At 58.4% G+C, this 22,261-nt stretch carries 21 protein-coding genes; 5 read left to right on the top strand and 16 right to left on the bottom strand.

Annotated features, from left to right (window positions below; all coding sequences use genetic code 11):
- Positions 1-70 precede the first annotated feature (70 nt).
- Positions 71-1,285: a plasmid replication protein RepC gene (gene repC / locus R6X40_RS25615; protein WP_318417346.1), complete on the top strand. Its 1,215-nt coding sequence runs from the start codon at positions 71-73 to the stop codon at positions 1,283-1,285.
- 141 nt (positions 1,286-1,426) lie between these two features.
- Here repC and R6X40_RS25610 read toward each other — a convergent pair whose 3' ends face one another.
- Positions 1,427-3,424 carry a GGDEF and EAL domain-containing protein gene (locus tag R6X40_RS25610; RefSeq protein ID WP_318417344.1) on the bottom strand — a complete coding sequence of 666 codons (1,998 nt, stop codon included), beginning with the start codon at positions 3,422-3,424 and terminating at the stop codon, positions 1,427-1,429.
- 306 nt (positions 3,425-3,730) lie between these two features.
- Here R6X40_RS25610 and R6X40_RS25605 point away from each other — a divergent pair, with 306 nt between their 5' ends.
- Positions 3,731-4,774, top strand: a complete 1,044-nt coding sequence (locus R6X40_RS25605; RefSeq protein WP_318417299.1) for a class I SAM-dependent methyltransferase — start codon at positions 3,731-3,733, stop codon at positions 4,772-4,774.
- A 45-nt stretch (positions 4,775-4,819) separates the two neighbouring features.
- Here R6X40_RS25605 and R6X40_RS25600 read toward each other — a convergent pair whose 3' ends face one another.
- The 11 genes from R6X40_RS25600 to R6X40_RS25550 all read right to left on the bottom strand — a co-directional run bounded on the left by R6X40_RS25600 (position 4,820) and on the right by R6X40_RS25550 (position 15,047).
- Complete coding sequence (locus tag R6X40_RS25600) at positions 4,820-6,097, bottom strand: L-fuconate dehydratase (RefSeq protein WP_318417298.1); 1,278 nt, start codon at positions 6,095-6,097, stop codon at positions 4,820-4,822.
- An 86-nt stretch (positions 6,098-6,183) separates the two neighbouring features.
- The gene (locus R6X40_RS25595) at positions 6,184-7,029 is read right to left on the bottom strand and encodes a fumarylacetoacetate hydrolase family protein (protein ID WP_318417296.1); all 846 of its coding nucleotides are present in this window, start codon (positions 7,027-7,029) and stop codon (positions 6,184-6,186) included.
- A 24-nt stretch (positions 7,030-7,053) separates the two neighbouring features.
- Positions 7,054-7,788 (bottom strand): SDR family oxidoreductase, encoded by a 735-nt coding sequence (locus R6X40_RS25590; protein WP_318417295.1) that lies wholly within the window; start codon positions 7,786-7,788, stop codon positions 7,054-7,056.
- 14 nt (positions 7,789-7,802) lie between these two features.
- Positions 7,803-8,252, bottom strand: a complete 450-nt coding sequence (locus tag R6X40_RS25585; RefSeq protein ID WP_318417293.1) for a MaoC/PaaZ C-terminal domain-containing protein — start codon at positions 8,250-8,252, stop codon at positions 7,803-7,805.
- Between the two features lie 3 nt (positions 8,253-8,255).
- Positions 8,256-9,335: a Gfo/Idh/MocA family oxidoreductase gene (locus R6X40_RS25580; protein WP_318417292.1), complete on the bottom strand. Its 1,080-nt coding sequence runs from the start codon at positions 9,333-9,335 to the stop codon at positions 8,256-8,258.
- A complete protein-coding gene (locus R6X40_RS25575) occupies positions 9,328-9,657 on the bottom strand; it encodes an L-rhamnose mutarotase (protein ID WP_318417291.1) in 330 nt (109 codons plus the stop codon). The genes R6X40_RS25580 and R6X40_RS25575 overlap by 8 nt, the downstream gene beginning before the upstream one ends.
- Positions 9,658-9,669: 12 nt before the next feature.
- On the bottom strand, positions 9,670-10,782 hold the full coding sequence (locus tag R6X40_RS25570) for a mandelate racemase/muconate lactonizing enzyme family protein (RefSeq protein WP_318417289.1): 1,113 nt from the start codon (positions 10,780-10,782) through the stop codon (positions 9,670-9,672).
- Between the two features lie 10 nt (positions 10,783-10,792).
- The gene (locus R6X40_RS25565) at positions 10,793-11,890 is read right to left on the bottom strand and encodes a sn-glycerol-3-phosphate ABC transporter ATP-binding protein UgpC (RefSeq protein WP_318417287.1); all 1,098 of its coding nucleotides are present in this window, start codon (positions 11,888-11,890) and stop codon (positions 10,793-10,795) included.
- Positions 11,891-11,894: 4 nt separating this feature from the next.
- Positions 11,895-12,761 carry a carbohydrate ABC transporter permease gene (locus tag R6X40_RS25560; RefSeq protein ID WP_318417285.1) on the bottom strand — a complete coding sequence of 289 codons (867 nt, stop codon included), beginning with the start codon at positions 12,759-12,761 and terminating at the stop codon, positions 11,895-11,897.
- Positions 12,761-13,657, bottom strand: coding sequence for a sugar ABC transporter permease (locus tag R6X40_RS25555; protein ID WP_318417283.1), 897 nt, complete (start codon positions 13,655-13,657; stop codon positions 12,761-12,763). Before R6X40_RS25555 ends, R6X40_RS25560 begins: the two co-directional genes overlap by 1 nt.
- 73 nt (positions 13,658-13,730) lie before the next feature.
- Positions 13,731-15,047: a sugar ABC transporter substrate-binding protein gene (locus R6X40_RS25550; RefSeq protein ID WP_318417281.1), complete on the bottom strand. Its 1,317-nt coding sequence runs from the start codon at positions 15,045-15,047 to the stop codon at positions 13,731-13,733.
- Positions 15,048-15,215: 168 nt separating this feature from the next.
- Between R6X40_RS25550 and R6X40_RS25545 the strand changes: the two genes are divergently transcribed.
- Positions 15,216-16,001: an IclR family transcriptional regulator gene (locus R6X40_RS25545; RefSeq protein ID WP_318417280.1), complete on the top strand. Its 786-nt coding sequence runs from the start codon at positions 15,216-15,218 to the stop codon at positions 15,999-16,001.
- A 94-nt stretch (positions 16,002-16,095) separates the two neighbouring features.
- Positions 16,096-16,932: an amidohydrolase gene (locus R6X40_RS25540; RefSeq protein WP_318417278.1), complete on the top strand. Its 837-nt coding sequence runs from the start codon at positions 16,096-16,098 to the stop codon at positions 16,930-16,932.
- 15 nt (positions 16,933-16,947) lie between these two features.
- Here R6X40_RS25540 and R6X40_RS25535 read toward each other — a convergent pair whose 3' ends face one another.
- Genes R6X40_RS25535 through R6X40_RS25525 form a run of 3 tightly spaced genes read right to left on the bottom strand, consistent with a single transcriptional unit; the run spans position 16,948 to position 19,814 of the window.
- The gene (locus R6X40_RS25535; RefSeq protein WP_318417276.1) at positions 16,948-18,102 is read right to left on the bottom strand and encodes an extracellular solute-binding protein; all 1,155 of its coding nucleotides are present in this window, start codon (positions 18,100-18,102) and stop codon (positions 16,948-16,950) included.
- Entirely contained in the window at positions 18,099-19,259 is a 1,161-nt protein-coding gene (locus R6X40_RS25530; protein ID WP_318417274.1) for a CaiB/BaiF CoA-transferase family protein, read from the bottom strand. The genes R6X40_RS25535 and R6X40_RS25530 overlap by 4 nt, the downstream gene beginning before the upstream one ends.
- Positions 19,260-19,814, bottom strand: a complete 555-nt coding sequence (locus R6X40_RS25525; protein WP_318417273.1) for a MaoC family dehydratase — start codon at positions 19,812-19,814, stop codon at positions 19,260-19,262.
- Positions 19,815-20,213: 399 nt separating this feature from the next.
- Between R6X40_RS25525 and R6X40_RS25520 the strand changes: the two genes are divergently transcribed.
- Positions 20,214-20,528: a DUF6074 family protein gene (locus R6X40_RS25520; protein ID WP_318417271.1), complete on the top strand. Its 315-nt coding sequence runs from the start codon at positions 20,214-20,216 to the stop codon at positions 20,526-20,528.
- Between the two features lie 140 nt (positions 20,529-20,668).
- Here R6X40_RS25520 and R6X40_RS25515 read toward each other — a convergent pair whose 3' ends face one another.
- Positions 20,669-22,258 (bottom strand): bifunctional aspartate transaminase/aspartate 4-decarboxylase, encoded by a 1,590-nt coding sequence (locus tag R6X40_RS25515; protein ID WP_318417270.1) that lies wholly within the window; start codon positions 22,256-22,258, stop codon positions 20,669-20,671.
- Positions 22,259-22,261: the final 3 nt, after the last annotated feature.

Below are 22,261 nucleotides of genomic sequence, written 5' to 3'. Positions count from 1 at the left end.
AATCATAGTCAAGAGTCTTTGGCATCGTTTTGGTGAGCAGATTTCTTTTGCCTGTTACAGGGTGAAGAAAATGCAGGTTGGAAGTGTGACGACGCCCTTTGGGCGGCGGCCGATGACGCTTGCCATGGTGGCAAATCAAGTTCTGGCTCAAGACATTGAGCCGGAAAAGTCGGTCGATAAGTGGAAACTCTATCGCGCTTTGTGCGAGGCGAGATCGCGCCTAGGCGTGACGGACCGCGCTCTGGCCGTGATGAACGCTCTTTTGAGCTTCTATCCCAAGAACGAATTGTCGGCGGATAACGGCCTGGTGGTGTTTCCATCGAATGCGCAGCTTTCTCTGCGTGCCCATGGAATGGCGGAGCAAACGTTGCGCCGGCACTTGGCCGTTCTGGTCGAGGCGGGACTTCTGTCACGTAAGGACAGTGCCAATGGCAAGCGGTATGCGCGCCGCGACCGGGCGGGTACGATCGACGAGGCCTTCGGCTTCTCGCTGGCGCCGCTTCTGGCACGGGCTGATGATATCGAGCGGCTTGCAGACGAAGTTGTTGCCGAGCGGCTGCATATCCAGCGGCTGCGTGAGCGATTGACCATCTGCAGCCGTGACGTATCAAAGCTGATCGAGACGGCACTGGAGGAGGGGATTCCAGGCGACTGGGCCACCACCCACCTGCATTATAGCAACCTCCTTGCAGCCCTCCCGCGCAAGCCTGCAGCGATAGAGCTGGCGGCAGCGCTGGGGGAAATCGAGGCGTTACGGGAAGAAACCGCCAAGCAATTGGAAATGCGTATTAATAGACTGAAACTAGGCGGCAATGCCTTACAAAATGAGCGGCATATACAGAATTCAAGTCCCGACTCTACATTTGAATCTGAACCTGCAAATGAAAAAGCGCAGGAGGAAAATTCCGTAGTCGAAACTCAAGGCAAGCATGATCGGATAAAGGCGTTTCCGCTCAACATGGTGCTGTCGGCGTGCCCGGAAATTACCATGTACGGGCCGGGCGGAAGCGTTTCCAACTGGCGCGAACTCATGGGCGCTGCGGTGGTGGTGCGTTCGATGCTTGGCGTCAGTCCGAGCGCCTATCAGCAGGCCTGCGAAATTCTCGGGCCCGAAAATGCGGCGGCTGTGATGGCATGCATTCTAGAGCGGGGCGGCCAGATCAATTCTGCTGGAGGTTATCTTCGCGATCTGACACGCAAAGCTGAAAAGGGAGAGTTCTCCATGGGGCCGATGCTGATGGCTCTGATGCGGGCAAACGGGCCTGGAGACCGGAAAGCCGGATAGGTAGGTGGAATCACTCAGCCGATATAGGCTTCGGTTGAGTGTCGCAGTCGGCATGAGCAAACCGAGGTCACGCTTTCGATGTTCAGTCGAAGTATTGAGCGTTCGCGGGATCTGATGATAGGGGGCTGAGATGCCCTCTATCTAAGCCGGCCTGCGCAGGCGTGTTGCTTGATCGTCCATGGGCGGAGGGGATCGGAAATACTCCGATGGGGCCGGTCGGCCAACGTGAAAACCTTGGACCTGATCGATGCGAAATTCACGCATAAGCTCCAGTTGCTCGTCCGTTTCGACGCCCTCAACCAGAATTTTATGACCGCGATTGCGGACCAGCCCGATGATATCCTGCAACATGGCTTTACCTCTCGGGGTACTGCTGTCGTGCAGGAACGAGCGGTCGATCTTGACGGTATCGAAGTCGATGAGACGGAGCCAGGAAAGACCGGCAAAGCCTGTTCCGAAATCATCAAGCCAAATTCGAATCCCCAGCATCTTCAAATCACTGATGCAGCGCAGGATGTCCGAGTTCATCTCCATCTCAAGACCTTCGGTGATCTCGAAGGCAAGCCTGACACCGGCCACGCCGGTATCTCCAAGAATCGCAGCTACAGATGTGGCAAAACCAGGCGTTTTAAGCTGAATGGGCGATACATTGACGCTGACAACACGAACATGGTTGTCGATCAGGAGTTCGGCACAGACGGTTCGGATTGCCCAGTATCCAAGATTCAGAATTGCGCCTGTGCGCTCTGCAATCGGGATGAAAAGACCGGGGGGAACCGCTGTTCCGTCGAGCATCTTCAAACGCATGAGAGCCTCGACGGCTTCGACACGGCCGGAAGAGACGTTGCAGATGGGTTGATAGACCATGGATACGAGATTCTGATCCGTGGCAATTTTCAGGAGAGCTGCGATATTCTCGCTTTCATCACTACTATGGGGATCATTCGGGTCAAACAGCTTTGCGCAGTTGCGTCCACTTGCCTTGGCGCCATACAAGGCGCGATCGGCTTCATGAATAATCTTCTCGAGTTTTGTGCCAGCTTGGCTTCGGGTGAACGCAGCGCCGACGCTAACGGTGACGATCGACATGCCATCGCGGCGCTGCTGGTGCAGCAGGCCCATGTTTTCCACGGTTCGGCAGATGTTTTCCGCCAGATCGGCCACCTGTTCCAACGTCTCGACGCGCGCAAGCACGATGAATTCTTCGCCGCCATAGCGACCAATCGAACCGTTGTACTGCTTTATCGAATCGGCGAGGGCGTCGGCGACCAGTATAAGGCAGCGATCGCCTTCCTGATGACCGTAGCAGTCGTTGTACTTTTTGAAAAAGTCGACATCGATAAGGATTGCCGTAAAACTGGTGCCGTGTTTCTGCCAGCCGTTCCAGTAATCCCTTAGCCTCTGGTCGATGGCCCGGCGGTTTTCCAGCCCCGTCAAAGGATCGGTGTTCGACAATCTGAGCAAAGCGTCGCCGCGCTCGGACGCTTCCTTTTGCTGCACCTTTGCCTCAAGCGCGTTCAGGAAAACCTTGTATCGCTCCCTGTTCAGTTTCCAGTTCACATAGGAAGTAAAGACAAAACAGGAGATGCAGAAAGTACCGAATGCGAGCTTGTAGGAGGGGTCTACGGGCGGAAACGACTGCAATGCGGCCAGGAAAATAAGCAGAATGACGGCTGATGCAACCAGCGACAGGCGAAACTGAAAGCTGAAAAACAGGTTGACGCTCATCATGAATATCGCGCCGAACACCATGTAATAGGAGATGCTGATGGTGTCCGTCGTCATCAGCGACGGGTATAACCAGCCGGCATAGGCCGCGACGAGGCCAGCTGCGCAGGTCGTGTCAATGACATCTGCACTGGCGTTCCAGCGAACCTCGGCTTCCAGCAGAAAGAAGGCAATCGTTCCGATGATGAAACGCGCTGCTATGACGTAGTTTGCAACATCTGGGACAAGCAGAATGTCGGTGACCGAGAACAGGAGATAGACGGCAATCGCAATCCACATTCCCTGCCGCGTATCCTGGCGCCGGATGCTCTGGCCTTCTTCACGGTAGAGTGTGCGAAGCTCCGCCGACGCCGGTCTTGGCGGCTCAGCATTGAGATCAATCTCCACTACGTCGGCCAGCGTGTGCTTCATGCACGTTCCATGGGGTTGCGTCGCATCCTTCCGCCTTTGAACTGCCCTTCCAGCGACTTCCATCACCCAAAGCATTTGCACGCGCAGGGCAGAGAGGAAACCTATCAATAAGAGGCAGCACTTTTCGGCACAATATTGGACGTACATTAAGTTTTCCTGAATTTGCCGAAGGTTAGCGGGCTCGTGCGATAGAACCAACTGATACGCGAGTGCGTTAACCATGCCATGCGGATACGTGCAATTTTGATTGGCACTGCACTCGTTTTTCTCCATAGTGTTAACAATCTGTTAACGCATGAGGCTCGAGTGACCCAATTCAAGATTGCTTTTGACGGCGAAAGCCTGATCACCCCAGCGGCCATAACCACCGAACTCTCTTCCTCCCAAACCGATCACCATTATGAGCAGCTCGCCACAGGCCGCGTAGAGGTCGCGCTCGCGCTGAAGATTGCTCAACAACAGATCCAGGAGGATCAGAACCCGGCGCTGATCATCCATCGGCTGATCGGCACGCTTCACGAAACGCGCCGCAGGTATCATCACAATGTCTGGCAGGAACTGATCCCGATCGTGCAGAATCATCCGGTGGCTGATTTCTTCCATGAGGATCCTTTCACCCGCTGGTCGTTCATGAAGCCGCGTGGTTATTCCGGCGATGCCCAGCTGATCGACTTCATCTACGGTCACCCGAGCATTTCGAAGGAAATTGAAAAGGCTTCGCCGCTCGGCAAGGAGCTTTACGGCTATACCAGCCAGTCCCCATCACCGGTAGCAGTACGCGAACGCAGGGATCTGCTGACACGCTATGTCGATGAGATCGCGGCTGAAAAAGGCCCTGAGACCGAAATTCTGACGGTTGCGGCTGGCCATCTGCGCGAGGCGGACAACTCTGTTGCGCTGCGCGAAAAGCGGATCAAGCGCTGGGTAGCGCTCGACCAGGATCCGCTCAGCGTCGGATCGATGGTACAGGGTTTCAACGGGACGTGCGTCGAAGCGATCGATGGCTCTGTTCGTGGGCTGCTGACCAAATCGCATACGCTCGGCAAGTTCGACTTCATCTACGCGGCCGGTCTCTACGATTACCTCGCGGACAAGGTTGCGATCAAGCTGACGCAGACATGCCTCGACATGCTGAAGCCGAATGGCGTGTTCCTGTTCGCCAATTTCTCGCGTGATGTCGATGACGACGGCTATATGGAAACGTTCATGAACTGGGCGCTGTTGCTGCGCTCAGAGGCAGAGATGTGGAACATCATCAACGCCAGCGTCGAGCGCAATTCCGTCGAGGCCCGTGTCGAATTCGGGGAAAATCGCCATATCGTTTACGGCATCATCCGGAAACGCAGCTAAGTCGCAGCGTCATGTCGGGAGCGGTTATGACGCTCCCGACATACATTATCCTTTGAACAGATACTGCGCGATCGACGCAGGCTTCATCTCGATGGAGAAACCCGCGGTCTTCGGCGGCATATAGGCTGCATTTTCGATGACGCACGGATCGATGAAATGCTCGTGCAGATGGTCGACATATTCGATCACCCGGCCGTCCTTGGTACCGGACACGGCGACATAGTCGATCATCGACAGGTGCTGAACATATTCGCACAGCCCCACGCCGCCGGCATGCGGCCAGACCGGCAGATCATACTTTGCCGCAATCAACAGAACGGCCAGCACTTCGTTCAGTCCGCCCATGCGGCATGAATCGATCTGGACGATATCGATCGCGCCTTCGGCAATGAACTGCTTGAACATGATGCGGTTCTGGCACATCTCGCCTGTGGCGACCTTCACAGCACCGATGCCCGCGCGGATCTTGCGGTGTCCGGCAACGTCGTCCGGGCTGGTTGGTTCCTCGATGAAGAAAGGCTTGGCAAAGGCCAGCTTGTTGACCCAGTCGATCGCCTCGTCCACTTCCCAGACCTGGTTGGCGTCGATCATCAGATAACGGTCCGGGCCGATCACCTCGCGGGCGATCCGCAGGCGGCGGATATCGTCGTCGAGATCGCGGCCGACCTTCATCTTGACGTGGTTGAAACCGGCATCGATCGCTTCCTGGCAAAGACGGCGGAGTTTTTCATCGTCATAACCAAGCCAGCCGGCCGATGTGGTATAGCAGGCATATCCCTCAGCCTCGAGGGTCGCGATGCGCTCAGCCTTGCCCGCCTCGGCACGCTTGAGAATGGCAACCGCTTCGTCACGGGTCAGCACATCGGTGAGATAGCGATAATCGACGATATCGGCGATCTCTTCAGCCGACATATCGGCGACCAGCCGCCAAACCGGCTTACCAGCCTGTTTGGCGAGCAGATCCCAGATAGCGTTGACGACAGCGCCGGTCGCGAGATGCATCGCGCCCTTGTCCGGACCGATCCAACGCAACTGGCTGTCACCGGTCAGGTGCCGCCAGAATTTGCCGGGATGGGCGAGAACGTCCTTCAGTTCCGTGCCAACAACCAGATGCTTCATTGCGTTGATCGCTGCGCAGCAGATCTCGTTGCCGCGGCCGATGGTGAAGGTCAGGCCATGGCCCGAAAGTCCATCCGTATCGGTGTCGAGAATGACGTAAGCCGCGGAATAATCCGGATCGGGGTTCATGGCATCTGAGCCGTCGAGGCTTTGCGAGGTCGGAAAGCGCAGGTCGAAGACGCGGAGATCGGTAATGCGGGTCATGGGGTTTGCTCCGGATTGTATCGGGACGTGCAGCGAAAGCGAGCTTATGGTGACCGGCGCGCACAAATCCCGCGCCGGTCAAAGCCCTAGATATCTGCCCGTGTGGTTTGCTTCTGGCTTCCGAGACCCTCGATGCCGAGTTCGACGACATCGCCGGCCTTTAGGTAGCGCGGCGGCTTCATGCCCATGCCGACACCGGGCGGGGTGCCTGTCGAAATGATGTCGCCCGGATGCAGCGACATGAACTGGCTGAGATAGGAAACGAGGAACGCTGCGCCGTAGACCATGGTCTTGGTCGTGCCGTTCTGCACGGTTTCGCCATTGACCTTCAGCCAGAGGTTCAGGTTCTGCGGATCTGCGACTTCATCCTTCGTTACCAGCCAAGGGCCGATCGGGCCGAATGTGTCGCAGGATTTGCCCTTGGTCCATTGGCCTGAGCGCTCGATCTGGAAGGCGCGTTCGGAGACGTCGTGGACGGTGCAATAACCGGCGACATAATCCAGCGCATCTGCTTCTGAGACATATTTGGCCGTCTTGCCGATGACGACACCGAGTTCGACTTCCCAGTCGGTCTTTTCCGAACCGCGCGGGATCAGCAGATCGTCATTGGGGCCGACGATGGCCGAGGTCGCCTTCATGAAGACGACAGGTTCCGGCGGAACCGCCATACCGGATTCAGCGGCGTGGTCGGCGTAATTGAGACCGATGCAGATGAATTTTCCGGTTCCGGTCACGCAAGGGCCGATGCGCGGCGAGCCAGAAACGAGTGGCAGGCTTGCCGGATCGAGCTGTGCCAGCGCGGCAAGTGCTGCGGGGTCGATATCCTTGCCGCCGATGTCGGAGACACGGGCGGACAGATCGCGGATTTGGCCGTTGGCGTCGAGCATTGCCGGCTTTTCGGCGCCGGGTTCGCCATAGCGAAGAAGTTTCATGAGCGTGTTTCCTGTTTTAAGGCGTCAGATCGTCCAGCCACCGTCGATGGCGTAGGCCTGGCCGGTCGTGTAGGTGGCGCCGGCGAGATAGACGGCGAGGTCGGCGATCTCTTCCGGCGTGCCGAGCCGGCCCATTGGCTGGCGGGCGATGAAAGCAGCGCGGGCGGTGTCGTAATCGCCTTGCGCGCGCATGCGCTCCTGCAGCGACGGGCTTTCCACCGTGCCGGGGCAAATGGCGTTGCAGCGGATGCCCTGCGCGACATAGTCGGCGGCGACGGCCTTGGTCAGGCCAATCACGGCAGCCTTGGTGACGCCATAGGCAAAGCGGTTGGGCACACCCTTTATGCTGGAGGCGACCGACGACATGTTGACGATCGCACCGTTGCCGCGTGCCAGCATGCTTGGAAGCACTGCGCGGATGGTCCGGATCATCGCCTTGACGTTGAGATCGAAGGCGAATTCCAGATCGCTATCCTTCATGTCGAGAACCGATCCGCCGTGAACGACGCCGGCGCAGTTGAACAGCACGTCGATCTCACCGATCTCGGCAATCAGCGTTGAAACCGCATCGGCTTCCAGCACATTGAGAATATGCGTCGAAATCCCGGTTTCCTTGGCTAGGTTGGCAAGTGCGTCGGCGTTGATGTCGGTGGCGTGGACGGTAGCACCAGCCTTGGCGAAGGCGAGGGCCGACGCCTGGCCTATGCCTTGCGCAGCAGCGGTGATCAGGACTTTCTTGCCGGTCAGATTGGCGGTCATGTCATTGGCCTCTTTTAGGTTTTCTTGCGTTCGACGATAAGAATGTGATCGGCGGCGAGCACGACTTCGTCGCGTTGGTTGATGACTTCGCAGCGCTCTGTGACGCGGCCAGATGCCGGCCGTTTCGGGTCGTCATCCTTGGCCGCGATCGTCACGCGCGTGCGGATCGTATCACCAATGTGGACCGGACGGACAAACCGCAAACGGTCGTAGCCATAGGAAAATGCGACCGGATTGATCAGCGATGCGGTCAGGCCGACGCCGATCGAGAAGATCATCGTGCCATGGGCAATGCGCTGTCCGCCCGGCAGGGTTTTGGCAAACTCGGCATCCATATGATGCGGAAAGAAATCGCCGGTATGGCCGGCATGAACAACGAAATCGGTCTCGGTGATCGTTCGCCCGGTGGTCAGCCTGCTTGAGCCGAGTTCGTATTCTTCGAAATGGATGGTCTGTTCACTCATGGCTTACATTTCTGGCAGGGGCGCAAGCGGCGTTGCCGGCTGCGCACTGGATTGATAGGCGGCTTCGACCAGCGCCATGGTCTGCCAGGCATCCTCAACGGAGCCGACCAAGACCTCGTCTTCGCCGGTGGCGAAGCGCTGCAGGTTGGCCATGCGGTTGGCAAAGGCATCGGGGAACCATGCGCCTTGCAACGGCACGAAAATCCATTCGTCACCACCGGATGGGCGGATCCAGAGTTCGTCCGGCTCACCGCGTGGATAATCGAGATTGACGCCGAGCTTGATATAGGCGGCGCCCTTCGTGCCGGAAATACGGAACTCGCAGGCCTGGAATTTGCGTCCGAAATCATGATCATGATTGACCGAGAGGACGCAGCGCAGCCTGTCGCCGTAATCGAGAATGGCCGCGGTGCGGGTCTGGGCCACATCATGATTGGGATGGCCAATGGTCTTGGCGTGAACGCCGAGCGGGTTGCCGATCAAACCACGGATGAAATCCAGGTAGTGGATCGAGTGCATGGCGATCTCGATGCGCGGCAGACCCTTGAGGAAAGGCCAAAGGCCCCACGGTGTCGCCAGCGCCAGCCAGGCGTCGAAATCGACAATCTCGCCAAGAAACTCGCGTTCCACAGCATCCTTCAAGGCCAGCATCATCGGTGCGAAGCGCAGTTGGAAATTCACGGCCGCCTTCAAGTGCCGGGCGCGGCAGATCGCAAGGATTTCCGTTGCGGCAGCAAGGTCCGAGCCCATCGGCTTTTGGATAAGGGCGCCAGCGCCGAACGGCAGTTTCGACAGGATTGCAGCATGCGTTGCAGGTGGTGTTGCGAGATCGAAAATGGCGTCTTCAACCGCGAGCGCCTCGCCTTCGCTGGAAAATGCCCGGATTCCCCAGGTTTCGGCCAGCTCCCGTGCCTTTTCTGCATTCGGATCGTAAAGACCTGCGACCGGAAAACCGGCTTTCTGATAGGCCGGCAGATGGGCGTCGCCGACGATGCTGCCTGCGCCAAAGATGACGATAGGGCGCGGTGCTGCAGGCTTTGGCCACCATTGGCGAAGGGTTGCGGGATCGAAATGCTCAGTCATGATGAAAAACCTCTTCCATCATTGCCCACCACTCACCGTCCTTGCGTGTGGCAAGCGGCTTCTGGCAGGGCATGCAAACCGACCACCATTCCTTGTTTTTGGGATGCGCCGCCATCTTGGCCATGTCGGCGTCAAAATCGGTCCCGGCATATTCCCAGTAACCGAACAGCAGGTTTTCCGGCTCCTTCAGGAAGATTGAATAGTTGGTGATGTTGCACTCCGAAATCAGCGCAAGGATATCCGGCCACACGGCGGCATGAAGCCGCCGGTATTCAGCGATTTTCGTGGGCTCCAGCCCGATCACCATGCTCATGCGCTGCATAACCGTCTCCCGTCAGGCCCGGAATTCGCGGGTGAATTCTTCGACCGAGCGCGATTTGACCGCATCCCAGTCCCAAGAAATGCCGATCCCAGGCTCGGAGGGAGCCAAGGCCTTGCCATCGACAATTTCCATGCGCTTGTCGGTCAAATCGTCGAGCTGCGGAATATACTCGACATATTTGCCGTTCTGTACCGCGCAAACGAGACTGACATGCAGTTCCATCAGGAAATGCGGGCAGACGGGAATGTCAAAGGCTTCGGCCGCATGAGCAACCTTCAGCCACGGCGTGATGCCGCCGATGCGGGCAACGTCGACCTGAACGATCGAGCAGGCACCCTTCTGCATATATTCGCGGAAATGGCGGATCGAATACATCGATTCACCGACCGCGATCGGGGTTGTGGTCGAACGTGACAGCCGGATGTGACCATCGAGATCGTCGGCGGGGAGCGGCTCTTCGATCCAGGCGAGATCGAGTTCCTGCAGGCGTCCGGCACGACGGATGGCCTCGTCGACGGCAAAGCCCTGATTGCAGTCGGTCATGATCTCGAAGGCCGGACCAACGGCGGCCCGAACGGCCGACAGCCGGTCGTAGTCTTCCGAACCATGCGGCCGGCCGATCTTGATCTTGGAACCGGAAAAGCCTTTTGCCTTGGCCTGCAGCGCATCATCGACCAAATCCTGCTTGTCGATGTGCAGCCAGCCGCCCTCGGTCGTGTAGAGCGCGCAACGGTCGCGGGCGCCACCGGCGAGCTTCCACAGCGGCAGGTTCTGTTTCTTTGCCCGCAAATCCCACAGCGCGATATCGACCGCAGCGAGAGCCAGCGCCGTGATCGGTCCGATCGTCGTTGCGTGCGTAGCAAATTCCATCTTGTGCCAGATCGCCTCGATGCAATCGGCATCCGTGCCGATCAACAGCGGCACGAGATGATCCGACAACAGCCGCATGACGGAGGAGCCGCCGGTCCCGATCGTGTAGCTGTAACCGGTACCGGTCGCGCCGTCGCTGTCGGTGATGGTGACGAAGGGAGTTTCCTGGCTGACAAAGCTCTGGATCGCGTCGGTCCGCTTCACCTTCGGTTGAAGGTCGACCATTCGCAGTTCAATTTTCTCGATACGGGCCATTAAACGCTCCTCAGGCTACCAGGCTCTTGCCGGTGGTCAAGTCAAACAGGTGGGCTTGCGAGAGATCGAAGCTCATCTTGACGGTCTGGCCAGAGGGCAGGGGGCGCGGATTGAGCATGCGCGATACCCAATCGCGGCCGTTGAAGCCGACGAAAACCAGCGTCTCGTTGCCGAGCGGTTCGGTGATGGACACCGGAAGCTCCAGCTCAGTGACCGCGTCGGCATCACCGGAATTCAGACCATGGCCCGTCGGATAGAAATCGTCGGGCCTGAGCCCGAATGTTAGCTTTTGACCGGAGGTCAGGCTCGGGCGGAATTTTGGCGGGATCGGCAATGTGGCGCCACTGGCAAACACCAGTTTTCCGTCGGCAACCGTCACGTCATCCATATTCATCGGCGGCGAGCCGATGAACCCGGCGACAAATTTGGTCAGCGGCCGGTTGAACACTTCTTCCGGCGTGCCGATCTGCTCGATATGGCCGTCGCGCATGATAACGATACGGTCGGAAAGCGTCATCGCCTCGACCTGATCATGGGTCACATAGATCATCGTTGCCTGCATGCGGGCGTGCAGTTTCTTGATCTCGGTGCGGACCTGCGTGCGCAGCTTGGCATCGAGATTGGACAGTGGCTCGTCAAACAGGAACACGTCGGGACGGCGGACGATCGCCCGGCCCATGGCTACGCGCTGGCGCTGGCCACCGGAGAGCTGCGACGGGCGGCGTTCGAGCAGGTGCGAGAGATCGAGAATTGCGGCGGCATCCGCCACCTTTTCCTTGATTTCCTCGACCGGACGACCGGCGATCTTCAGCGAAAAGCCCATGTTTTCACCGACTGTCATATGCGGATAGAGCGCGTACGACTGGAACACCATAGAGATGTTGCGGGCACGCGGTGGCAGGTCGTTGACAACGTTGTCACCGATTTCGATCGTGCCGCCGCTGACGTCTTCGAGGCCGGCAATCATCCGAAGCGTCGTTGATTTTCCGCAGCCGGACGGGCCGACCAGGGCGATGAATTCGCGGTCCTTCACTTCCAGGTCGATGCCGTGCACCACTTCCAGCGCGCCGTAGCGCTTGACCAGTTTCTTGAGACTGACAGGAGCCATGAAATTATCCTTTGACCGCGCCGAAGGTGAGGCCGGAGACGAGGTGTTTTTGTATGATGAAGGTGAGCGTCAGCGCCGGGATGATCATCACGACGGCCAGCGCGCACATGCCGCGCCAGTCGATGGTGAACTCGGCGGTATAGTCGAGCAGGCCGACCGGCAGTGTCTTGGAATTGACCGACCGGGTGATCTGCGATGCCAGCGCATATTCGTTCCAGGAAATCAGGAAGGCGAAGATGCCGGCAGAGGCGATGCCGGGGCCAGCCAGCGGGAATTCGACCTGCCAGAAGGCCTGCCAACGGGTGCAGCCGTCGATCTGGGCCGCTTCGGCCAAGTCCTTCGGCACCTGCCGGAAGAACCCGTCGATCAGCCAGATGGTGAAGGGCACGTTGAGCGCGACATAGGTGAGGATCAGCGCGAAATGCGTGTCGATGATGCCCGTGCGGGCAAAGATCATGAACAACGGCAGCGACAGCGCGATGCCGGGTACGGCGCGGGTCAGCATGAAGCCGAGGAAGATCGCTGACTTTGCCTTGAACTTGTAGCGCGCGAAGGCGTAGCCACCGGCCATGCCGATCGCAAGCGCAATGAATGTCGAGGTGATCGAGACGATCAGCGAATTGCGGAAATAGGACCAGACCGGGATGCCACCCTGACCGGCACCGGAAAACATCGCGCGATAGGCGTCGAGCGACAGGTCCTGCGGGATCCAGACCGGCGGTTTCGCCATGATCTCGACCGTGGGTCGCAGCGATGACAGCACGATCCAAAAGCCGGGCAGGCAGATGATCAGCATCGCCAAGAACAAGGTAATGATGTGCGCGACGGAATAGAGGCGCTTGCGCAGGCGGTGGGAAGAATTGATATCCATTACCACTCAGCTCCGATCTGCTGGCGCGCGGCTGCGAGCTTGCGGAAGAAATAGACGGTGAAGAGGATCGACAGCACGATGGCGAAATAGGCCATGGCATTGGCCATCCCCATGCGGGCGTCGCTGTAGGCGGTGCGTCCAACCAGCGTCCACAACAGCTCTGTCCGCTTGGCCGGTCCGCCGTCAGTCATGATCTTGACGATGTCATAGGCTCTGGCGACGTCCAGCGAGCGAATGGTCATGGCGATGAAGGCGAACGGCATCAGATACGGCCAGGTAATGTAGCGGAAAGTCTGCAGCGGCGTGCAGCCATCGACATGGGCGGCTTCGATCGGGTCGCGCGGCATGGCGAGTAACCCGGCAAGGATCAGGATGGCGAAGACGGAGGTCGATGACCAGACTTCGGCGACGGTGATCGAGAACAGCGCCAGATTTCCATCGATCAGCCACGGGATCGCCTGATCGGTAAGGCCCAGCGATTGCAGGCCGTTGTTGATCAGACCGATATTGTCGTTGAACAGGAATTTGAACTGAAAGCCGACGAGCACCGGTGAAAACATCATCGGGAACATCATCAAGGTGCGCAGCAACCGCTGACCATGCACGGCCTTCGAGACCAGCAGCGCGAGACCCAATCCCAGCAGCATTTCCGCATTAAGCGCAATCGTCAAGAACAGGACCGTGCGGCCGAAGGCCACCCAGAAATCCCAACTTGAAAGCACCGTCATATAGTTGCGCAAGCCGATGAAGACGTAGAGCGATTCCGGCTTGGTCAGGCGGAATGGTGTGAAGCTTGAATAGAAGGAGAGGGCCAGCGGCACGACGACGACAGCCGCCAGAACCAGGAACGCCGGAAACAGCAGCAGCACTGGTGCCGATAATCTGGATAGTTTCATGTCGCGCCCTTTGATTTGCGCCGGAAATTGAAAGCGGCGCCACGGCAAAAGCCGTGGCGCCGCGTCAGGTCAATCAAAGCTTGCCAGCATCCTGCAGGATGGTTGTGGCCTTCTCGGCAGCGGTGTCGAGCGCCTGCTTGGACGTCTTGTCGCCGAGGATCGCAGCCTGCAGTTCCGGATAGACCGAGTTGGAGATTTCGATCCATTCGGCGGTCTGCGGAACCGGGAAGGCGTGCTTTGCCGCTTCCTGGAAGGCCTGCAGCACTTCGGTCTTGTAGGCGTCGCCTTCGGCGGCCTTGATGTTGTAATCCCAAACGGCGCTGCGTGTCGGCAGCGGGCCGGTCGCCGATTCAAGCTTCTGGCTGTCTTCATTGGTCAGCCACCAGACGAGCGAGGCGGCGGCCTCCTTGTTGGCGCAGGATTCCGTCACCGAGAAACCGTGGTGACCGGACCAGCCGGTGCGCTTGCCGGACGAACCTGCCGGCTGGACCTTCACGCCAACATTGCCGGCAACCTTCGAGGACTTCGGGTCGTTGAAGAAGCTCGCCCAGCCAGGCCAGTCGAGATTGAGGGCGATCGAGCCGGAGGCAAAGCCCTGGCCAAGGTCATCCCAGAGATAGTTGGTGGTGCCGGCCGGGACGGCCTTGTCCTTGTAAAGCTTGACGAACCAGTCGAGTGCACGCACGCCGGCATCCGAGTTGAAGGCCGGCCGGCCATCCTTGTCGAGATATTCGCCGCCTTCGGCAACCAGCATTTCATAGAAGCGGCCGTTGATGGCCTCTTCCTTGCCGGCAAACTGCGTGCCGTAGAATGTCGGCGGTGCGGAGAAGAACTCGGCCTGATCGCTGACCTGCGCCCAGGTATCTGGCGGTGTCAGGTCGTAGCCATACTTGGCCTTGAAGGCCGTCTTCTTGGCTTCGTCCTGATAGAGGCTCTTCTGATAATAGAGAGCTGAAACGTCGAACTGCGCGCGCGGCAGCATCACAAGCTTGCCGTTCAGTGTCGAGGCGGCAATCAGCGCCGGTACGAACTTGGCGATTTCCTCGGCAGGGATCAGCGGTGTCAGGTCGGTGTAGATATCCGGATATTGCGGCGCGAACGACGAATGGTTCGAGCCGACGCACCAGCTGAGGCCGCCGGTGGCGATGTCCGACTTGATTTCCTTGTCGAGCTCGAAATGGTTTTTCTTCGAGAGAATGTTGACCTTAGCGCCCGTCGCCTTTTCCCACTCGCCGATGCGTTCATAGAGCTTTTCGTACTGCTGGCCGCCGATGAGCTTGGCATCGATGGTCACGCCGTCGAATTTGCCGGGCAGGTCTGCGGCATGCGCCGCGACCGAGCAGGCAAACAACATTACCCCGGCGGATACGCCGGAAAGCAGCTTGTTCATGATTTCTCCTCCTCACGTCCACACCATCCCAATGGTGGGAATTCCTCATTTGTGAGGAATTGATTTATATACAAACAGCAAATGGACCCTTGCGTCAAGCAGCAACTTTGCTTTGTCGCGCGCCTCGTATGCGTATATGAAGTAACTCATTCACAGGGGGATGTGTTGATGGATGCTGACGAATCCGACCGTTACCGCGCACCGGCGCTGGACAAGGGGCTCGATATTCTCGAGCTCCTGGCTGGTGTCGATGGCGGTCTGACGCAGGCCGAAATTTCCAAGAAGCTGGAGCGTAGCCCGAACGAGTTCTATCGCATGCTCGACCGGCTTGTTCGGCGCGGTTATGTGACGCGTATCGACGGTGATCGCTACTCTTTGACGCTCAAGCTGTTCGGCCTCTCGCAACTGCACGCGCCGGTGCGGCGGCTGGCGTCCTACGCGACGCCGCTGATGCGCGATCTTGCCCAGCGCAGCCGCCAGGCCAATCACCTCGCCGTGTTCGATCGCGGCTTTGCTGTCGTCATCGCCCAGCAGGAAGCCCCGGACTATTGGGGGATTTCAATCCGCGTCGGCTCTCATATCAGCCTTTTCGATACTGGATCCGGCCATGTTCTGCTCGCTTTCCGCAGCGAGGAAGAACGGCAGATGATGATTTCCGAGCATGTCAAAAGCCAGTCGGAGCCGCCGCTGTCGGACGATTTCTTCGAACGGCTCGATCGTATCCGCCAGCGCGGTTATGAAATGATGGCCAGCGCCCAGACTGCCGGCGTTTATAACCTGTCGGCGCCGATCCTTGGGCCGGATGGACGCGGTATAGCGGCATTGACCTGCCCCTATATCGCGCTGGTCAATGCCCCATCGGCCCCTGATATCACCGAGAGTATTGCGCTTCTGCAAAAGACCGCCGCCCAGCTTTCGCTGCTCGCTGGATCGGATGTCAACCACACGGAATGAGCATCGATAGCACGCGCGTGAGTGGTTGAATTCTTATTTGAATGACATCTTCTTGTGTGAAATAATTGTGGGAACGCCGGGGAGGACACGGACGATGATCATCGACACTCATTTGCATCTGATCGACAGGTCGGCGCTTGCCTATCCATGGCTGTCCGGCGCCCCGGCGCTGGATCGCGATTTTCTGTATGAAACCTATGCTGTTGAAGCCAGGCGCTGCGGTATCGGGGCCGCTCTTCATATGGAGGTCGATGTTGATGTGGCTGAGATCGAAGCTGAGATCAATTATGTTCAGACACTCTCCAGCCACCCGGAAAACCTGATCACCGGCGCCATTGCCGCCTGCCGTCCCGAAGAGGACGGTTTCGCCAACCGTCTGGAACGGCAGCGGGCAAACCCGTTCGTCAAAGGCTTTCGCCGTGTTTTGCATGTGGTGCCGGATGATGTCTCGGAGGGCGCGTTATTTCGCGAAAATATCCAGGGGCTTGGCGGAACTGGCCTGACATTCGATCTTTGCGTCCTGCCGCACCAAATTCCGAAGGCCATCACGCTTGCCGATCTGGCGCCGGACGTTCAGTTCATCCTCGACCATTGCGGCGTGCCTGCCATTGCCTCGGGTGCCGTACAGCCGTGGCGTGACAATATGATCGAGATCGCAAAACGCCCGAACGTAACAGCCAAGATTTCCGGCGTCGTTGCCTATGCGGAAGCCGAAAGCTGGTCGGTGGAAACGCTGCGGCCGTATGTCGAGCACACGATTGCGCAGTTTGGTTGGGATCGCGTCGTCTGGGGCAGCGACTGGCCGGTCTGCACGCTGGGTGGAGGCCTATCGACGTGGATGGCCGCAACCCATGCGCTGCTGGAAGGGTGTTCTGAAACAGAGCGCGCCAAACTGCTGTCGGGCAACGCAAAGAAGCTCTGGCGCCTCTGAAACAGGCGGCCGGCTTTATCTGCCGGCCTGTCCCTCCAATCGAAAGCTCGCTTCGAACAATCGATTGATATCGCCCACCACCGTCTTGGCGGGTTGGCGCTGTCGCAGGCCTTCATTCAAGCGGTCTGATGCCGCCTGCTGGAATGCCATGTAACCGTCATGACGCGGCCGGACCCAGGCCGCTTCAAGCGTCGCGCGGGTATTGCGGTAGAAGCCGGTGGTGGCGCGATTGACCGCCGTATCTTCCCACGCCTCCGCATGGCCGGGTTGGCCACCCGCAGCGGCATAATCGGTTTTCTGGACATCACCACTGGCGATCCAGTAGGCGAAGTCGATGGCAGCATCCGGGTTTTTGGAAAAAGCCGAAACGGCGATGCCGGTCCCGCCTAGCGCCGAACCGATTGGCCCGCCTTTGCCCACCGGCGGAATATCGCCGAAGTGGACGAGGCCCGGCCGGAAATCCTTCACCGAATAGCTGACATATCCATAGATCAGCGGAGCGACGACGGCTTTAGTCTCGGGTGCCGCCATGCGTTCGAGAACGGCAATCGGATCCATCTCGAAACAGGCCGGATCGACAAGGCAGGCGATTTCGCACAGCATCTCGAAAACCTGTCCGCCCGTTTCGAGATCGATCAGTTCACCCGGAGCGTCGACGGCGCAAGGCCGTCCGAGATTGCCGCAGAGCGTGTAAAAGCTCATCAGCGAATGCGGTGGCCGTAGCGGTATCAAGACCTTGCCTGAACGCGCCAGATCAAGCACTTCGGCCCAGTTGGCCGGCGGTGTGCCCTGCAGATCCGGCCGAAAGGCCTGCACCTGTGTTGCCGCATCGATCGGAAAAGCCCATTGGCGCCCTTGCCACGAATAGCTTGGATAGGATTGGCCGACACTGGCGGCCGCCAAGGCGGCTCGCTCGCTTTCGCGTCCTGCTATATCCAATGGCAGGAGGCATTTTTCGTGGGTGATCTGCCCGACATGCGGATGATCGATGACGATAAGATCGAACTGCCGTGCGAGGTCCTCAACAGGAAACGTCTCGAAATCCTGCAGCGAACGCTTTTCCCATTCGACTTTTACTCCGGTTTCATCGAACCAGCGGCGTGAGCAAGCGACCATTGGATCATAGCCGCGCGGATGGTTCCAGGTCATGCCTTTGAGCGTGACGGTCATAGGCCGAATTCTTCGCGAATGGCCTGGCTGTGTTCACCAATGCGTGGGGCTGCGCGATCTACTTTGGCTCGGACACCGTTAACACGGAGCGGCGAGCGGGTTGTCGTGATCGAAATATTGTCTTCGCGGGTCACTGTCTGCAGCATGTCGAGAACCTGAAACCCTTCGCTTTCCAGCAGCTCGTTCCAGTTCAGCACCCGGGCGCACCAGATATCGGCGGGTTCCAGAATTGCCAGCCATTCGTCCGTCGTCTTGGTGGCAATGCGCTTGGCGATCAGCGCCTTGATCTCGTCGCGGGCGGTAAACCAGGTTGATGCGTTATCTCGGTAGGGTGCAAGTTCGTCCATGCCGAGCAAGTCGGCGAGCTTCGGGATCGGTGTCATGGCGATAGCGAGATAGCCGTCGGCCGCCGCGTAGACACCATAAGGAGCCGAGAGATAAGCATGGGCGCTCCGGAAATTCGCCCGCTTTGGCAGCCGCCGTCCGTCGTTGAGATGGGTGGTCAGCACCTCAAACTGGAAATCGACAAGAGCTTCAAGCAGGCTGGTTTCGACATGGCTGCCGGTACCCTTGATGCTGCGCCGGACAAGCGCTGCCAAGATGCCTTGGGCCAGGGCCGCGCCAGCCAGCATGTCGCCGATTGCAAGGCCGAATGGTACTGGCCCTTGATCCTCGTCGCCATTCAGCCACATCACGCCGGAGCGCGATTGTGCCAGCAGATCTTGCCCGGGGCGCTTGACCCACGGGCCTTCCTCGCCATAGCCGCTGATCGATGCGTAGACGAGGCGCGGGTTGATTTTCCGGACGGCTTCGTAATCGAGCCCAAGCCGTTCGATGACGCCGGGCCGGAAGTTCTGGATCAGGACATCGGCTTTGCCCAGCAATGTCCGCAGCGATGCAAGATCCTTCTCATCCTTCAGGTCGATGGACAGGCTTTCCTTCGCCCGGTTGATCGCGTGGAAGATCGTGGAATCGCCACCGATCTCGGTATCGCTCAGATAAAGCCGCCGCGACAGGTCGCCGCCGTCAGGCCGCTCAACCTTGATGACGCGGGCGCCGAGATCCATCAAACGAAGGGAGCAGTATGGCCCGGACAGAAACTGGCTGAGGTCGACGACGATAAGGCCGGCGAGGGGGAGATCGGTATCGGCTGACATTTATTGTTTTTCCGTCTTGCCGGCAAAGTCGGCCGGGTTGTTGTATTTCACTGTCTGCAGGTGCTCGCAGTAGAGCACCAGTTCGCCTTCGCCCTTGAAGATTTCGTAGCTGGCGCGGATCAGGCCCATATCCTTGTAGCGCGGCCGTTTATCGAGATTGGTGCGGATAGCGTAGATGGTGTCGCCGATGAAGACCGGCTTGATGAAGCGCAGCTTGTCATATCCATAGGAAAAGGCGTTGACGCAGTTGGTGGCCACAAGCCCGAGGCCGGCCGAGAAGACAAACGCGCCGGCAATCAGCCGCTTGCCGAAAATGCCCTCACGCTGGGCAAACATCTGATCTTGCACATAAGGATGAATGTCGGTGACCAGCATGTTGAACATGTGGCTGTCACCCTCGGCCATCGTTCGCCGCAATGAGCGGATGCGCTGGCCGACCGGCCAATTCTCATAGAACCAGTTTTCAGCGTTCCAGACCGGAAGAGAAGCGTGGTCCTCTGGCATGTCGGAAGGATGAGTCGAGGAAATGCCCACGGTTGGCGCAATGGTGCTCATAGCGTGAACCCTGCGCGAAGTACGGCAAGCCGGGTGATTTCCATGTGCGTCCTCCAGTTTTCTTATGTAAAGAAGATTTTCACATATGGATGATTTTTGCAAGCGGCATCGCATGCTCTCGGCGGCTGCTTTCCCGAAGCGACGGGGAGTGCACCAGATGGAAAGGCAGGCGTGAAGGTAAGGAGAGACGTGAGCAGCGAGGTATCGAGGCTACCGCTGAGATAACCGCAAGTGGGTTCGACGCGCTGGGTGGGATTGTCGGCCGAGCTTGGCCTTAGCGGTGGAATAATGCGCTCGGACGGGCGTTTCGGACGCTAAAACCGGGAAAGCTTGGCTCTGGATACGAAGCGTTAACTATATGCTTTGTAAATCAGAATCACCAACATGGAGAACCGCCTGATGAGTGCTGCGTTGAAGGATGTGCGTTTTTCGGAATCGGAAGAACGGGTCGTACCGTTCCCGCTATCGGGACAGGCAAGCACCATCAGACGTTGTGCGCGCGAGCTGGAAAATGTTCACGGCGATGAGGCGCTTCAGTACTGGAAAACCGAGTGCCGCGCTTTGGCGGAACGCCTGAAAAATCTGGGCATATCTGAAGACGCCGTTCGCAACCAGGTGATGTCCTTCCAGACCGAAGTTCAGGTTGAGATGATGCGGCGCTATTCGGACCGTTTGGCCGCCGAAGCTCAGGATGGCTACACACTCAATTCTTAAGATGCAGAATAGGCGTTCTGCTCATTAGCGAACGCCGCGGTGCGATGTGGTAACACATGCAAAGCCCCGATGCCTTCCGGTACAGACATGAAAAAGGGCGGCCATGAGCCGCCCTTTTGTCGTTGCGAAGGACGTTATAGTCACTTCTTCTTGTTCTTGAACTGCGCGTAATATTCATCCGCCATCGCGCGAAGCGAACGACCGATGGCGGCGTATTCGAATTCGTTGAGATTGGCGAGCGAGGCACGGCCGGTGGGCTGCTGTGTACCGAAGCCCTTGCCAGGCAGGAGCACGATGCCGGTCTCGTCGGCGATGCGGAACAGGAGTTCGTTGTTGGCGAAGGCGCCCTTCAACCACTCTGCAAAGTCATCGCCATAGAGTTTGCGCGAAATCACCACGAGATCGAGCAGCGTATAGTAATCGACTGAGTTTTCGTCCTGCTCGGGCTCCACGCCGAGTTCGCGGTAGAGAGCTGCCTCACGCTTGCGGATGACCTTCTTCAGCGTCGATTTGTAGCTGTCGTTCTCATCCATCAGTGCAAACAGCGAGAACAACACCATCTGGATCTGCTGCGGTGTCGAAAGGCCGGCCGTGTGATTCAGCGCCACGGTACGGCTGTCGGCGACGAGGCGGTCGATGAACTTCAGCGTACTGACATCCGGCAGCAGCGAACCATAGCGGCGATCAAGAGCCTTCTTGGTATCCTTCGGAAGTGCCTTCAGCTTGGTATCGAGAACGTTTTCCTTATGCGTGGCGATGACGCCGAGGCGCCAGCCGGTCGCACCGAAATATTTCGAATAGGAATAGACGAGAATGGTGTTGTTGGGGCAAATGGCGAAGATCGATTGGAAATCGTCGGCGAAGGTGCCGTAGACGTCATCGGTCAGGATGATCAGGTCCTGGCGCTCTTCCTTGACGATCTTGGCGATCTTGTCGAGGCTGCGCTGGTCGATCTTCACCGAAGGCGGGTTGCTGGGGTTGATCAGGAAGAACACCTTGATGGCGGGATCGCGCAGCTTCTCGATTTCCGAATCCGGATACTGCCAACCCATTTCGGGATCGGCATTGAGCGCCACTTCCTCAAGCCCGTACTCGTCGAGCTCCGGAATTTCGATGTAAGGCGTGAAGACCGGCATGCCGATCGCCACCTTGTCGCCACGCTTGACGATACCGTTCTGCTTCAACGTATTGAAGACATAGGTCATCGCCGCGGTGCCGCCTTCCGTCGCAAAGACGTCGATGCTGCTTGGAGGAAGGTGGCCGCCGACCATTTCCTTGACGATATAGTGGCTGACGATCTCCTCGCTGATCTTCAACATGCGCGGCGGGACGGGATAATTGCAACCGAGGATGCCCTCGACCATCTCGTGCAGGAAGCCCGAGGCAGAAAGGCCGAGCTGGTCGCGCACATAGGAAAGCGCCCGCTGCAGGAAGGCGACGCCGGCCTGATCGCGGTTTTCAGTGGTGAAACGCTCAAAGCGGGCCTCGATGCCCTCGATGTTCGGCAGGCCGCCGATCCATTTTTGCATATAGGAATAGGAAAGTTCGGATTCGGCGGCGGCAAAAAGGCCGAGCCGGAAGAAGGCGCGGCGTGGTAAAGTCGCCAGAAAATTCGGATTGCCGCGGCCGGCATTCAGCATCAACCGGTTTTCACGGGAAGAGGCGAGTTTGATCAGTTCGTCCTTGAGCTCGAACGGGCTCAGTTTCGCAAAGCTGCTATAATCGGTCATAAG

The sequence above is a fragment of the Rhizobium sp. PL01 genome, from assembly GCF_033447125.1.
Classification (GTDB): Bacteria; Pseudomonadota; Alphaproteobacteria; order Rhizobiales; family Rhizobiaceae; genus Pararhizobium.
The sequence above is the reverse complement of the archived record's forward strand: the minus strand, read 5'-3'. Positions and strand labels throughout refer to the sequence as shown.

Bases quoted from the DNA above. Each gene is read 5' to 3' on its own strand.
- R6X40_RS25595 (WP_318417296.1), bottom strand. From the start codon at position 7,029: ATGAAACTTCTTCGCTATGGCGAACCCGGCGCCGAAAAGCCGGCAATG.
- R6X40_RS25550 (WP_318417281.1), bottom strand. From the start codon at position 15,047: ATGAACAAGCTGCTTTCCGGCGTATCCGCCGGGGTAATGTTGTTTGCC.
- R6X40_RS25610 (WP_318417344.1), bottom strand. From the start codon at position 3,424: ATGAAGCACACGCTGGCCGACGTAGTGGAGATTGATCTCAATGCTGAG.
- R6X40_RS25520 (WP_318417271.1), top strand. From the start codon at position 20,214: ATGAGTGCTGCGTTGAAGGATGTGCGTTTTTCGGAATCGGAAGAACGG.
- R6X40_RS25545 (WP_318417280.1), top strand. From the start codon at position 15,216: ATGGATGCTGACGAATCCGACCGTTACCGCGCACCGGCGCTGGACAAG.
- R6X40_RS25530 (WP_318417274.1), bottom strand. From the start codon at position 19,259: ATGTCAGCCGATACCGATCTCCCCCTCGCCGGCCTTATCGTCGTCGAC.
- R6X40_RS25525 (WP_318417273.1), bottom strand. From the start codon at position 19,814: ATGAGCACCATTGCGCCAACCGTGGGCATTTCCTCGACTCATCCTTCC.
- R6X40_RS25555 (WP_318417283.1), bottom strand. From the start codon at position 13,657: ATGAAACTATCCAGATTATCGGCACCAGTGCTGCTGCTGTTTCCGGCG.
- R6X40_RS25515 (WP_318417270.1), bottom strand. From the start codon at position 22,258: ATGACCGATTATAGCAGCTTTGCGAAACTGAGCCCGTTCGAGCTCAAG.
- R6X40_RS25600 (WP_318417298.1), bottom strand. From the start codon at position 6,097: ATGACCCGCATTACCGATCTCCGCGTCTTCGACCTGCGCTTTCCGACC.
- R6X40_RS25575 (WP_318417291.1), bottom strand. From the start codon at position 9,657: ATGCAGCGCATGAGCATGGTGATCGGGCTGGAGCCCACGAAAATCGCT.
- R6X40_RS25585 (WP_318417293.1), bottom strand. From the start codon at position 8,252: ATGAGTGAACAGACCATCCATTTCGAAGAATACGAACTCGGCTCAAGC.
- R6X40_RS25570 (WP_318417289.1), bottom strand. From the start codon at position 10,782: ATGGCCCGTATCGAGAAAATTGAACTGCGAATGGTCGACCTTCAACCG.
- R6X40_RS25560 (WP_318417285.1), bottom strand. From the start codon at position 12,761: ATGGATATCAATTCTTCCCACCGCCTGCGCAAGCGCCTCTATTCCGTC.
- R6X40_RS25565 (WP_318417287.1), bottom strand. From the start codon at position 11,890: ATGGCTCCTGTCAGTCTCAAGAAACTGGTCAAGCGCTACGGCGCGCTG.
- R6X40_RS25535 (WP_318417276.1), bottom strand. From the start codon at position 18,102: ATGACCGTCACGCTCAAAGGCATGACCTGGAACCATCCGCGCGGCTAT.
- R6X40_RS25580 (WP_318417292.1), bottom strand. From the start codon at position 9,335: ATGACTGAGCATTTCGATCCCGCAACCCTTCGCCAATGGTGGCCAAAG.
- R6X40_RS25540 (WP_318417278.1), top strand. From the start codon at position 16,096: ATGATCATCGACACTCATTTGCATCTGATCGACAGGTCGGCGCTTGCC.
- repC (WP_318417346.1), top strand. From the start codon at position 71: ATGCAGGTTGGAAGTGTGACGACGCCCTTTGGGCGGCGGCCGATGACG.
- R6X40_RS25590 (WP_318417295.1), bottom strand. From the start codon at position 7,788: ATGACCGCCAATCTGACCGGCAAGAAAGTCCTGATCACCGCTGCTGCG.